The organism is Paenibacillus camerounensis (assembly GCF_000723885.1).
Classification (GTDB): domain Bacteria; phylum Bacillota; class Bacilli; order Paenibacillales; family Paenibacillaceae; genus Paenibacillus_AQ; species Paenibacillus_AQ camerounensis.
The window spans coordinates 85,569-98,482 of record NZ_CCDG010000044.1 but is presented as its reverse complement, the minus strand read 5'-3'; the positions used below and the strand labels follow the sequence as shown (position 1 = coordinate 98,482).

General features: G+C 53.0%; 10 protein-coding genes. 9 read left to right on the top strand and 1 reads right to left on the bottom strand.

Annotation, left to right across the window (positions count from 1 at the left end; translation table 11 throughout):
* Positions 1–4 precede the first annotated feature (4 nt).
* The 9 genes from dtd (at position 5) to BN3772_RS17340 (ending at position 10,515) form a co-directional block, all read left to right on the top strand.
* Positions 5–448, top strand: a complete 444-nt coding sequence (gene dtd, locus BN3772_RS17375; protein WP_042201008.1) for a D-aminoacyl-tRNA deacylase — start codon at positions 5–7, stop codon at positions 446–448.
* Between the two features lie 176 nt (positions 449–624).
* Complete coding sequence (locus tag BN3772_RS30705; RefSeq protein ID WP_157643613.1) at positions 625–780, top strand: hypothetical protein; 156 nt, start codon at positions 625–627, stop codon at positions 778–780.
* Between the two features lie 110 nt (positions 781–890).
* Positions 891–1,397 carry a type 1 glutamine amidotransferase domain-containing protein gene (locus BN3772_RS17370; protein ID WP_042201007.1) on the top strand — a complete coding sequence of 169 codons (507 nt, stop codon included), beginning with the start codon at positions 891–893 and terminating at the stop codon, positions 1,395–1,397.
* Between the two features lie 34 nt (positions 1,398–1,431).
* The gene (locus BN3772_RS17365; protein ID WP_042201006.1) at positions 1,432–1,881 is read left to right on the top strand and encodes a hypothetical protein; all 450 of its coding nucleotides are present in this window, start codon (positions 1,432–1,434) and stop codon (positions 1,879–1,881) included.
* A gap of 922 nt (positions 1,882–2,803) precedes the next feature.
* Positions 2,804–4,057 (top strand): histidine--tRNA ligase, encoded by a 1,254-nt coding sequence (gene hisS / locus BN3772_RS17360; RefSeq protein WP_042201005.1) that lies wholly within the window; start codon positions 2,804–2,806, stop codon positions 4,055–4,057.
* 76 nt (positions 4,058–4,133) lie between these two features.
* A complete protein-coding gene (aspS, locus tag BN3772_RS17355; protein WP_042201004.1) occupies positions 4,134–5,912 on the top strand; it encodes an aspartate--tRNA ligase in 1,779 nt (592 codons plus the stop codon).
* Positions 5,913–5,984: 72 nt separating this feature from the next.
* The gene (locus BN3772_RS17350; RefSeq protein WP_042179614.1) at positions 5,985–6,740 is read left to right on the top strand and encodes a tRNA threonylcarbamoyladenosine dehydratase; all 756 of its coding nucleotides are present in this window, start codon (positions 5,985–5,987) and stop codon (positions 6,738–6,740) included.
* A 160-nt stretch (positions 6,741–6,900) separates the two neighbouring features.
* A complete protein-coding gene (locus tag BN3772_RS17345) occupies positions 6,901–8,202 on the top strand; it encodes an NCS2 family permease (protein WP_042201003.1) in 1,302 nt (433 codons plus the stop codon).
* Positions 8,203–8,310: 108 nt separating this feature from the next.
* The gene (locus tag BN3772_RS17340) at positions 8,311–10,515 is read left to right on the top strand and encodes a HelD family protein (protein WP_042201002.1); all 2,205 of its coding nucleotides are present in this window, start codon (positions 8,311–8,313) and stop codon (positions 10,513–10,515) included.
* Between the two features lie 88 nt (positions 10,516–10,603).
* Here BN3772_RS17340 and BN3772_RS17335 read toward each other — a convergent pair whose 3' ends face one another.
* On the bottom strand, positions 10,604–12,637 hold the full coding sequence (locus BN3772_RS17335; protein WP_052380556.1) for a methyl-accepting chemotaxis protein: 2,034 nt from the start codon (positions 12,635–12,637) through the stop codon (positions 10,604–10,606).
* Positions 12,638–12,914: the final 277 nt, after the last annotated feature.

Below are 12,914 nucleotides of genomic sequence, written 5' to 3'. Positions count from 1 at the left end.
GCCAATGAGAGCAGTAGTACAACGCTGCAAGGAAGCGAAGGTCACAGTTGATGGAACGGTAACAGGAGCCATTAACGAAGGCCTGATGCTGCTGATCGGCGTAACGCACAGGGATACCGAAAAGGATGCGGAATATCTGGCCGGTAAAATAGCCGGACTGCGCATCTTCGAGGATGAAGCCGGCAAAATGAACTTCAGTGTTACGGATACCGGAGGGGCGATCCTGTCGGTATCACAGTTTACGCTGTACGGGGACTGCCGCAAGGGACGCCGCCCGAATTTTATGGCTGCAGCGGCTCCGGATGAGGCTAGGCGGCTTTATGATTATTTCAATCAGGAGCTGAGAGCCGGCGGACTCCAGGTGGAGACGGGCGTGTTCGGAGCGATGATGGACGTTTCTTTTACTAACTGGGGGCCGGTAACCCTGATTCTGGACAGCAGGGATTAGATATTGGCAGACTTATAACCTGGTATCAAGCATACCGCAGATTGTTCCTTTGAGGAGCAGCCTGCGGTATTTTTGCGTCTGCACCTGTCAGTCTGTACGGACCGCGCGGATAGAGCCTGCCTGTCCAGGATAAACTAAAGGGGATTGAAATTTTGTCAGGGGCAGGTAATCCAAAGATGAGATACTCACCAAAGTCGTGGGCATGGAGCCGTATTCAGGCCTGTACGGCAGGCAGCTCAGCGGAAGCAGCTGCAACAGCAAAAGAGGCAGGACAGCAGGATGATCCGGTGATGCTGAAGGGGAGAAGCCGCGGTCTTTTGCCCAGAACTTAGAAGTTAATTACAAATCCAGCAGATTTCCTATATCCGGTGTCGTTAGAAATCCAGCTATTGCGGGTAATAAGAAAGCGAGAACAAAATAGCGGAGAGGAGAACTTATCTAGATGAGTAAAGTAGCTTTTCTGCTCGCCAGCGGTTTTGAAGATTCCGAAATGCAGGTACCTTACGATGAAGTGAAAAAGGCAGGACATCAGGCGGATATTATCGGTCTGAAGAAAAATGAAACGCTGCTCGGCAAAAAGGGAAAGGTCTCTTATGCCGCAGACAAAGCAATCAGCGAGGTAAAGGCCGGGGACTATCATGCGGTCGTCATTCCAGGCGGTTCGTCACCGGAAAATCTGCGGCTGAATGAGGATGTTCTTGCTTTTGTAAAAGAAGCTGATGCTTCCGGAACACCGATTGCATCCATCTGCCACGGACCGCAGATTCTGATTAGTGCAGACCTGCTTCAAGGACGAACCATAACTTCCTACCCGCCGCTCAAGGATGATGTTGTGAATGCAGGAGCGGAGTTCAAGGATGAAGAGGTCGTCGTTGACGGCAATTATATAACTTCGCGCACCCCGGAAGATGAGCCGGCCTTTGTGCGTGAGCTGCTGAGGGTCCTGTAATCCATAGCAACCATTACTGAAGGAGGGAACAATTATGACCAGAAGAATTCAGGCTTATTTCAGAACGGAAAGTGAAGCGGAAGGCGCTAAGACTGCATTGATTCCATACAGTGTGGAGGCTCTGGAGATTTCTACGCTGACCGATCCACTGGACAGCGGGAGAGACCGCAGACCGAATCTTCTATTGCCGCTTGTTCCGTATAATAATTCAGCAATTACCGGCGGTACTATGGGTGTGGCAGGAACAGCAGGCGCCTTGAGCGGCGCAGCGGTGGTTCCCGCAGTATCCGACATTAATGATGAAGGGCTGAAGCGCTCTGACGTTGACAGAGACAATGATATTGTCCAGGATACGAATATCAATGACGATGTGGATCTGAGTGAGGTGCATATTGTAATGTCGCTGAAGACTACTGAGGAGCATTACAATGAGGTTGTAGAGACCCTTCGCGGCAAGCATGCTTACGTAGAGGTTTTTGATTAAGATAGGATGACAGCTGCCTGCTGCAGAGCAGGCTGTATACCCTCACGCCCCGGCGGGTCAAATGGACCGCCGGGGCGGTTTGTGCTTGGGGACAAAAATTCACTTTACAGCTTAAGTGCCGTAGTGTAAAGTATGCTTGTGCTACTGAGTACGGGGAATGTCCCAATAATTGAAACGCTTTCTTTTCTGTAATGCAAACGTAATAATTCTAAAATGATTCCTTAATATAGGGTGCTTATAATAGAAGCATGACCCCCTTTTTTATAATATATGAACTGGACCTGCAGCAATCGGCTGCAGGTCACTTTTTTTGTGACGGCATCTTTCTGTACAAATTTTCATTTCCTTCCTTGACTTTAGCGCAGTGGTTCAGTAGAATCTAACAATATACGAAATGTTTATATTGCTTTGATGACGGGACCAAGTAATCCGTAACCCACAACCCCAGAGAGGAATCCCCCGCAGAACCGGCTATCATCCTTAGGACGTAGGAGTAGCCGATTCAGTATGGCTGTAAGGATTCTGTTGATGACCGGATGAATGACTTCCCCGAGAACGCACGGCGAACGCAAGGCAACAGAAATTGCCGAGGGTCAGTAGCCGGAGCGCGTAGGCGGGCGTTAACCGCTTTGAGCGGATTCAATGATGGTGAATGAATCCGGAATGTGGGTGGTACCACGGGTGAATAATCATTTATGATAATCCCTCGTCCCTGTTTGTTACAAACAGAGGCGAGGGATTTTTTGCTTTTTTTTGAAAGATCAGAACGTATAAGTCTAAGGGCTTATACAGGTCTGATCTTTCTCGCAGAAACGGTTGCCGACTTCCCCGAAGAACGGCAAAGCCGTTTCTGCTTGAAATGGTGCAGACTAAGGTGCATGCTTTGTCTGGTAAGAGGGGTTATTTTCAGGAGGGATAGGCTGTGGCTAAAGAAAGATTCGAGAAACCTACAGGTACTCAGGATGTACTTCCGGGTGCTGTAGAGAAGTGGCAGTATGTTGAAGGCAAGGCCAGAGATCTGTGCCGCCGGTTTAATTACCGGGAGATCCGCACTCCGATGTTCGAGCACACCGGGCTGTTCGAGCGCGGCGTAGGTGAAACGACGGATATTGTGGAAGGCGAAATGTACACCTTCAAGGATAAGGGCGACCGTGATCTGGCGCTCCGTCCGGAAGGAACGGCCGGTGTTGTGCGTGCTTATGTCCAGAACAAGCTGTACGGCGAGCCGGATGTCAGCAAGCTGTATTATATCGGTCCGATGTTCCGCTATGAGCGTCCGCAGGCAGGCAGATACCGCCAGTTTCACCAGTTCGGCATTGAGGCGTTCGGTGCGGTAGATCCGGCAATTGATGCGGAAGTCATCTCACTGGGATATCAGTTCTACAAGGATCTTGGGCTTAAGGAGGTCAGAGTTGAGCTGAACTCTGTCGGCAATGCGCCGAGCCGGGCCGCTTACCGGGAGAAGCTGCTGGATTTCCTGAGACCGATGCGGGATAGCCTATGCAGTGACTGTCAGCGCCGGATGGAGCGTAACCCGCTGCGGGTGCTCGACTGTAAGGTCGATCAGGATAAATTCGGCGGGGCGCCGTCCATTCTGGACAGTCTAGATGAAGAGTGTACTACCCATTTCGAAAAGGTTAAGATGCATCTCGATACGATGGGTGTGGAGTATAGCATTAACCCGCGTCTCGTACGCGGACTGGATTATTACACGCATACCGCGTTTGAGTATAAGGCAGCCGGTATCGGCTCGATTGATACCGTCGGCGGCGGCGGCCGCTACAACGGGCTGGTGGAGGAAATCGGCGGACCGGATCAGCCGGGCATCGGTTTCGGGATCGGGCTGGAGCGTATCCTGCTGATTCTGGAGAGCCAGGGTGTAGAACTTGAGACAATGAAGCCGCTGGATGTATATTTCGTAGCGCTTGGAGAGGCTGCGGATCAGGAAATTACGAAGCAGCTGTTCCTGCTGCGCAGCCAGGGGTTCTCTGCAGAACGCGATTATCTCGGCCGCAAGATGAAGGCCCAGATGAAGTCGGCCGACCGCATGTCGGCGCGGTATACGGCGATCCTTGGTGAGGATGAGCTGAACAGCGGAGTCATTGCCCTGAAATCAATGGAGACCGGTGAGCAGAAGACGGTCAAGCTGGAAGAGCTGGCGCAGGCGCTGGTGTAGGCTGGGCTGGTTGATGCACTACTGAACACAAGCTAGGGGAACCATGTATTTTAACCACGAAAGGGTAGGATAAATTATGAGTAGAAGTCACCATTGCGGACAATTGACGCCAGAGCAGATCGGCCAGACTGTAACACTGAACGGCTGGGTTCAGACCCGCCGCGACCTTGGAGGCGTGCTGTTTATTGATCTGCGTGATCGTTCAGGTATTGTGCAAATCGTATTTAACCCGGATTATTCCGGTGAAGCGCTGCAGATTGCCGATAAGGTACGCAGTGAATATGTACTATCCGTTAAGGGTACCGTTGTTAAGAGAGACGAAGAAACAGTCAACCGTAACCTGCCTACCGGTGAAATTGAAGTGCAGATTACAGAAATTGAAGTGCTGAATGCCGCCAAGACTCCTCCGTTCTTCATCGAAGACGGCGTGGAGGTAGATGAGTCCCTGCGGATGAAATACCGTTACCTCGACCTGCGCCGTCCGGAAATGCACAAGACGCTGCTGCTGCGTTCGAAGGCGGCGAAGATTTTCCGTGACTTCCTTGACGGTGAAGGCTTCATTGATGTAGAAACACCGATTCTGACCAAAAGCTCCCCGGAAGGCGCACGCGACTATCTGGTGCCAAGCCGGGTGCATGAAGGCGAATTCTTCGCGCTGCCGCAATCCCCGCAGATTTACAAGCAGCTGCTTATGGTCGGCGGCATCGAGCGTTACTACCAGATTGCCCGCTGCTTCCGCGATGAGGATCTGCGCGCTGACCGCCAGCCGGAATTCACCCAGGTCGACATCGAGACCTCCTTCGTGCCGCAGGATGAGCTGCTTGGCATGATGGAGACGCTGATGCAGCGTCTGCTGAAGGAAACCATTGGTGTGGATGTGGCAGTGCCGTTCCAGCGCCTGACCTACGCCGAAGCGATCGGCAAATACGGCTCGGATAAGCCGGACCTGCGCTTTGGCCTGGAGCTCGTTGAAATGAACGATATCGTTGCCGGCAGCGGTGTCAAGGTATTCGCTTCCGTTATTGAAAAAGGCGGAGAAGTGAAGGTTCTCAACGCCAAAGGCTGCGGCACATGGACCCGTAAGGAAATCGATGATCTCGGACCTTATGCTGCACGTTACGGCGCGAAGGGACTGGCTTGGATTCAAGTGAAAGACGGAGAGTTCAAAGGCCCGATCGTCAAGTTCTTCACTGAAGAAGAGATTGCAGCTGTAAAAGAACGTACGGGCGCTGAAGAAGGCGACCTTCTGCTCTTCTCCGCAGACACCAAGAAGGTTGTTGCTGATGTACTGGGTGCCCTGCGCCTGAAGATCGGCCGCCAGCTTGGTCTGATTGATGACAGTGTGTTCAAATTTGCCTGGGTTACTGAATTCCCGCTGCTGGGCTACGATGAAGAACAGAAACGTTATGTAGCCGAGCATCATCCGTTCACCCGTCCGATGGACGAGGACCTGCACCTGTTCGACACTGATCCTGGTGCGATCCGTGCGCAGGCCTACGATATCGTGCTTAACGGCTATGAAGTAGGCGGCGGCTCCCAGCGTATCTACAAGCGTGATGTTCAGGAAAAAATGTTCGAAGCACTGGGCTTCTCGCCTGAAGTGGCTTATGAGAAGTTCGGTTATCTGATGGATGCGTTCGAATACGGCACGCCTCCGCACGGCGGAATTGCCTTCGGCTTTGACCGCCTGGTAATGCTGCTGGCCGGACGCACCAACCTGCGTGAGACGATTGCCTTCCCGAAAACGGCAAGTGCAACCGACCTGCTGATGGATGCACCGTCCCCGGTAGATGCTGCACAGCTGGAGCAGCTGCACATCAAGCTGGCGCCAAAGCCGGAAAAAGTGAAAAACTAACTAAACCTGTGCCTGCGGAGATTGGAATGAGACCTGCTCCGCAGACTGCATAATAAAGGAGGCGTGAACCTTATGCTGCATCAGTTCTCGCGTACAGAGCTGGCCATCGGGCCGGAGGGTCTGGAGATTCTGAAGAACAGTACAGTAGCTGTGCTGGGGATCGGCGGCGTTGGAGCAATGTCTGTTGAAGCGCTGGCCCGGATGGGGGTCGGCCGGATTATCCTGATCGACAAGGATGCGGTGGATATCACCAATATCAACCGCCAGATTCATGCGCTTACGACCACGATCGGCCAGAAAAAAGCTGATCTGATGGTCGAGCGCGTCAAGCTGATCAATCCGGAGATTGAAGCAATTGCCCTGAACATGTTCTACACGGATGAAACATATGAGGAGCTGTTCAAGCTTAAGCCGGATTTTGTAATTGACGCTTCAGACACGATTATCTACAAAATCCATCTGATAAAGGAGTGCCTGTCCCGGAAAATCCCTATGGTTTCCAGTATGGGCGCAGCGAACAAGATGGACCCTACACGCTTTAAAGTAGCTGATATTTCTAAAACCGAGATGGACCCGATTGCCCGCGTAATCCGCACCAAGCTCCGCAAGGAAGGCATCAAAAAAGGTGTGAAGGTTGTCTTCTCAACTGAAGTGCCGGTGAAGCCGCGTGTGGATGTAACGGAACAAATTGTTCCCGCCGATGCGCCTGACCGCCGTAAGGCCAAGCAGCCGCCGGCGAGCAATTCGTTCGTACCGCCGGTTGTCGGCCTCATTATGGTCAGTGTGGCTGTGGATGATCTGCTGAAAGCCGGCGGAGCCAGCGTATAATTAAGATTCAGACTACAAATAAATGAATGTGGACGAAGGGCGCAAGCAGCCGGTTATCCGGCTGCGCGCCCTTTTATTGCGGTTTTCCGCTCATTACGATTACGGGACTGCTAAACCGGGTAATAGCGGGCGGAACTTAACAATCAGTGGAGGTTTTTACATGAATTCGAATTTTTGGCGGAATAGCGTGGGTCTTGAGCCTGGAGATGACTGGAAACGGGAATGGGCTGCTGGAATCCTGTCCTATTTTGCCTCTGTATATATTGTTATGGTTAATGCGGCGATTCTGCAAGATGCAGGCATGCCGCTGCGTGCGGGAATGGTGGCGACACTGCTGACGGCGGTTACCGGCTGTCTGCTGATGGCCTTCGGCGGCAAAACGCCGATTATAGTTGTGCCGGGCATGGGGATTAATGCGTTCTTCACCTATACACTGGTCCATTCCATGAAGCTGGACTGGCGCGAAGCGCTGGCGGTTGTTGTGCTGACCGGGGTGCTGTTTGCCGTTGTGGCGTTCACATCGCTGTACCGGATTCTCAGTGAAGCCATACCCCACAACCTCCAGCATGCGATTACTGTCGGGATCGGATTGTTCCTGACCTTTATCGGCCTGCAAAAAAGCGGAATCGTCATCGCCCACCGCACGACCTTCGTCGCTATCGGGCACTTTAGTGATCCGGCGGTTATTACCTCCTGTGTGACGCTGGTTCTGGCACTGGTGCTGTTCATCCGCGGAACGCGCGGCGGGCTGCTGATCAGTATGATCGCCGGCACAGGGCTGGCCTATCTGCTTGGAGCGGCACATAAGCCGGAAACGGCGGAAGCAGGCCATGTGTTCACCGGTTACGGTGATGTGTTTGCCGGCATGGACTGGAGCGGAGTCATCAGCCTCGTGTTCTGGATAGCCGTGTTCCTGCTGCTCCTGATTGTCGTATTTGAAAATATCGGGCTAATCTCCTCCCAGACCCTTATGGCCGGACGGCCGGAACGGTTCAAGAGCAGTCTGCGGGCGCTCTCCCTAGCCAATATTGCATCCGGCCTGTTCGGCAGCAGTCCTGTGGTCGCGGCCGCAGAATCGACCGCAGGCATCGCGGCGGGCGGCAAATCCGGCTTGACCTCGCTGGTTACCGGGCTGCTGTTCGGGGCGACCTTCCTGTTCATTCCGCTGCTGGCTTACGTGCCGGACAGCGCCATTGCCCCAATTCTGATTGTTATCGGCGGCCTGATGGTGCAGAGTGTGAGGGAAATGGACCTCAGTGACATGACCGAGCTGTTTCCGGCCTTTTTAATTATGGTGATGATTCCCTTTACGTACAGTATTGTGGACGGAATGGCCTTTGGCTTCATTACCTATCCGATTGTGAAGCTGGCAATGGGAAAAGGCAAGGAGGTTCCTCCGGCACTGTACGGTATTGCGGGACTGTTCGTAGCCAACTTTGTGCTGCACGCACTGATGGGTTGAGGATTATTCTGGATTTCCTGAAGGTGATGTGCTATGATGGGAATCCTTTTTGTGTAAGTGAATCAGCCTTGCACGGGGTAAATCAAAACTTTTAGGAGGTAACTGAAAATGGAGGAGAACTTTCAAAGTGCCTATCAAGAGGAAGAAGACAGGCTGAACAGCACGCTTACCGAAATTGACTCAATTCTTACAAGGCTAAGGAACACTCCGGTGTACACAGGACACGATTATACGGAGCAGGTGCTGGAGGATTCCAGGGAGCAGCGGCGCAAGGATCTGGCCAAGCTCGTACACGAGCCTTATTTCGGACGCCTTGACTTTCAGGGCAGCGGTGAGGGAGAGGCGCAGCCGCTCTATATCGGCAAAATCGGCGTGGACCGCGAGCAGGTAAGCGACCGTCCGCTGGTCATCGACTGGCGTGCACCGGTAGCAAGCCTGTTCTATTCTTTTATCGGGGGAACCGACCCGGCCTCATATGAAGCTCCGGAAGGGCTGATTGAAGGGCTCGTGTATCTTAAGCGCAACGTAGTGATCCGGAAGCAGATTCTGGAACGGGTTGCGGATACGTACAACCGGAACAGCGACGCGCCAGCCGTGTCCGATGAATTCCTTGTCTACCGGCTGGGTGAGAACAAGGACAACCGGCTGCGTGATATCGTCTCGACAATCCAGGAGGAGCAGGATAGAATTATCCGCGCAGTGAAGAATACGGCGCTGATTATCCAAGGGGTAGCAGGCAGCGGAAAGACTACGGTTGCCCTGCACCGGCTGGCGTTCCTGCTGTATCAATACAAAGACCAGGTCTCTGCAGAGAAAATGATTATATTCGCGCCTAACCGGATGTTTCTGGACTATATTTCTGATGTGCTGCCTGAGCTCGGTGTGGGCAACATTGCCCAGAGCACCTTCCCGGACTGGGCTGCAGCTGTGCTGAACCTGGAGCTGCCTGAACAGAACACGGCAGATACGCTGAACCGCTGGTTTGAAGCCGAGGGCGGCATGCCGGCTATTACGGAGGAAACACCGGGCCGCTTTAAAGGCTCAACAGCCCTTATTGGGATCATTGAATCGTCCGTCCGGCTGCTGGAGAGCGGAGCGGTTCCCGAAGGGGATTTCATCCCGTGGGAAGGCGCTGTGCTGCGCCGTTCTATGATTCTGCGCTGGCATAATGAGGAGTACGCTCCTTATCCGCCGCTGAAGCGCAAGGAACGGGTAATGGCGCGGATTCACCGCTGGATTGAGATGGAGCTGAAGAAAAGCCCGTCAGCAGCCGCGCTGAAGGAACGGAAGAAGAAGGCGGCCGCCCGCGAAAAGACCTACGGCGGCAAATGGCCGAAATATGACCCGCTTATGATCTATAAACAGATCTTCCGGGCAGCCAAGGTACCGGCGGACTGGCCTACGGAGGCTTCGGAGCTTATTCCGCCGAGCGTGCTGAAGGAAACCGCAAAGGATCTCAAAAAAGGTATCCTGCGCGAAGAAGATCTGCCGCCGCTGCTCTATATCCATTATCTCCTCAGCGGCAATGAGGGCACCGAGCGTTTTGACCACATCGTAATTGATGAGGCACAGGACTTCTCGCCTTTCCAGATTGCCGTACTGGATTTATATGTGAAGGGACATTCATTCACAATCCTCGGGGATCTGTCGCAGGGAATCCATGCTTATAAAGGGGTGCACGAATGGTCTGAAATGCAGACGCTGTTCGCCCCGGAACATACAGCTTATCATGCACTGACGCGAAGCTACCGCTCAACGATGGAGATCATTGAATTCGCCAACGGCATCCTGTCAGCCGGCGTACAAAGCCCGCTGCTGGCTGTACCGGTGTTCCGCAGCGGTAACCCGGTCCGGCTGATCGATTACAGCGGTGAAGCGCCTAAGGCTGTCTCTGGCGCTTCTCAGCGGCTGCATGCAGTAAGAAGCGCGCTGGAATCGCTCTCCGGGCGTGAGTACCGCACAGTTGCTGTGTTGACCCGCAGCCTGCGCGAAGCAGAGGAGCTGTTCACGGAACTGGCCGGCCCATTCGCAGATCTGCATCTCATTGACGGGAGCATGACTCATTATCACGGCGGGCTGTCGGTGCTGCCGGTCTATCTGTCCAAGGGACTTGAGTTCGATGCTGTTATCCTGGCCGATGCCGATACCGGCCATTACGGTGCTGCGGCCTGGGACGCGAAGCTGATGTATGTCGGCTGTACCCGTGCACTGCATGAATTATGGCTGCTGCATGGCGGGGACCTGCCTGCCTATGTACAGACAGCAGGAGAAGAGACGGTTTCCGGCTGGCCGGAAACTGCCGCTGATCAATAATGATATATAGAAAAGGACCGCCCTGAACGTAATGTACAGGTGCGGTCCTTTTCTATTCTGCGTGAACCTTTTGATCCGGTTATAGCCTTTATAATCCCTTGGTGCTGTCATTCTTTCCGCTGAAGCGGAACTGCTCCACCTGCTGCTGCATATCCGCTGCCATACCGGACAGGGCAGTGGCCGATGAGGTGATCTCCTCCATTGAAGCAAGCTGCTCCTCTGTAGCTGCTGTCACGCTCTGGAAAGAATCGAGTGCGGCTTTGGCGATGACTGCCATTTCCTGCACGGAAGCGGCTACTTCAGCCGAACTGGCGGACATCTGCTCGGTAATTGCCGAGACTTCATGGATCTGTTCACCCACATGGCGGGTAGACTGCTGAATCTGTACGAAGGCTTCATTTGCTTCCTGAGTAAGATTCATCCCCTGCTCCACATCTGCGGCCACTTTCAATCTCATCAGATCATACGCACTGGAGATCAGCCCGACCATTTCGGAGATGGTCTCCTGGATATCTCCCGCACTAGCCCTTGTAGCTTCCGATAGCTTCCGGACTTCCCCGGCGACAACGGCAAACCCTCTGCCGTGCTCCCCTGCCCGGGCCGCTTCAATGCCTGCGTTCAGCGACAACAGATTAGTCTGCTTGGCTATGGCGGAAATCGCAGTGCTCGTCTCAGCCACCTTAGTACTCAGTGTATTGAGCTGGGCAATCAGGCTGCCGGACTGATGAACGGAATCACGGATCGTCTGCATCTGCTCGCCGACATGCTGTACCTTGCTGCTGCCAGTGTTAACATCCTGCTCTGTCAGTACAGCAGAGCTGACGATGGACTGGGAAGCGGCGGCGATTTTTTGGATAGCTGCTGACATCTCATCCATTGTTGTCGCAACCTCTGAGGAAGCGTACGCCTGGGTTTCAACGCCGCGGGTGGAATCCTCCACCAGCTCGGTAACATATTCGACAGCCCGGCTGTTCTCGCTGGTGCTGGCGGTAAGCTGCTCACTGGCGGCAGCCAGGTGCCCCGAGGTCTCGGCAACCTCCTGGACCATGGTCCGCAGGGAGGCGACCATCTTGTTATAATTGGCAGCCAGCTCGCCGATTTCATCTGCACGGCGGGTGTGCACTGCTTCATCCAGATAACCTTCACTGACTCTTTTTGCCGAAAGATTCAGCCGGATGAGCGGGGCGGTAATGTTGCGGATAATGATAAAGGTGGCGGCTGCAGCCAGAATCAGGGCAACAGCAAGTACAACTGCTGACTTCAGCAGAATCGGATAGGCAGCATGTGCATATTCATCCTCGGGCAGCACGGCGATCATCTTGAATCCGCTAAGATCATTGGTGATATAATAACCGGCCATTTCAGTCCCGGTGATGTCATCCTTATAAGCGATTTCGCCTGCAGGCCCGCCGGCCAGTGCAGCTGTCTGTACTTCACCTATGGTTGTACCCGCCTCCAGGGAAGGATGATAAATAACCTTATTCTGGCTGTCCAATATATACACGTATCCCATGGAGCCGATACTTACATTCTGGGCAAGCTCCATGAGCTCTGAAAGACTAAGGCTTATTGTAATCGCCCCCCGGCCGTCAGGCAGAGCCCTGGAGATCGGCAGGATAAAATTGTTCGTAACCCGGGAGAAGATCGGATCGATCAGCGAGGCTTTTTCCGGTGTCTTCAGTGATTGAATATACCAGTCTCTTTCACGCGGATCGTAATCCCCAAGCCGTGAGTCAGGGGAGAACATATATTGGCCGATGCTGTTTCCGACTGCTACGATATCGATTTCAGGGTGCTCAGACTTGAACTGGTCAATATGCTCCCGGATCGAATCCGCATTTGCACCGGCGTTCATATCACTTGACGGAAGCTGATAAGCCAGGCTGTTTACATTCGCAATTTCCAGCTGGACAAGCTGGGACAGTGTTTTATCCAGCAGATGAATGCTTGAATTTGTCGTTTCCTCCATTTTGGAGCGAAGCTCCGTTTCAGAGGTTGAGGTAGAGATTACCGTCAGAGCCAGCGAAGGCAGAAGAATAGCAGTAATCATAAACAGCATCAGTTCAGTCCGAAGTTTCTTTAATTGAAAAATACGCTTGAATACACGCCGCATAGCCGCCATAGTATATTCCCCCTAAAAGTTGTGTAAGCATAAGCTTTTATAATCATAAAGTAATGCATATTTAAATACTTATTTCGACATTAATCGACCTGATAATTAGTTTTTCTACATAAATCTTTTTCCGGTTCTGGTGAAGAACGATTATAACTGTTCTTGATCTTGTATCCCCCGGGCAGCTATGGCTTAATAATAAGTGTCCGGCCGGGCAAGATTACTTCTGGAAGGAGGCTGAGTGAAATGATTTCAGTATACGAGGTGGTTTCCGTCTAAGGACGGA

What these genes read in the sequence shown, in the direction of transcription:
- dtd (WP_042201008.1), top strand. Translation starts at nt 5, where the DNA reads ATGAGAGCAGTAGTACAACGCTGCAAGGAAGCGAAGGTCACAGTTGAT.
- BN3772_RS30705 (WP_157643613.1), top strand. Translation starts at nt 625, where the DNA reads ATGAGATACTCACCAAAGTCGTGGGCATGGAGCCGTATTCAGGCCTGT.
- BN3772_RS17370 (WP_042201007.1), top strand. Translation starts at nt 891, where the DNA reads ATGAGTAAAGTAGCTTTTCTGCTCGCCAGCGGTTTTGAAGATTCCGAA.
- BN3772_RS17365 (WP_042201006.1), top strand. Translation starts at nt 1,432, where the DNA reads ATGACCAGAAGAATTCAGGCTTATTTCAGAACGGAAAGTGAAGCGGAA.
- aspS (WP_042201004.1), top strand. Translation starts at nt 4,134, where the DNA reads ATGAGTAGAAGTCACCATTGCGGACAATTGACGCCAGAGCAGATCGGC.
- BN3772_RS17350 (WP_042179614.1), top strand. Translation starts at nt 5,985, where the DNA reads ATGCTGCATCAGTTCTCGCGTACAGAGCTGGCCATCGGGCCGGAGGGT.
- BN3772_RS17345 (WP_042201003.1), top strand. Translation starts at nt 6,901, where the DNA reads ATGAATTCGAATTTTTGGCGGAATAGCGTGGGTCTTGAGCCTGGAGAT.
- BN3772_RS17340 (WP_042201002.1), top strand. Translation starts at nt 8,311, where the DNA reads ATGGAGGAGAACTTTCAAAGTGCCTATCAAGAGGAAGAAGACAGGCTG.
- BN3772_RS17335 (WP_052380556.1), bottom strand. Translation starts at nt 12,637, where the DNA reads ATGGCGGCTATGCGGCGTGTATTCAAGCGTATTTTTCAATTAAAGAAA.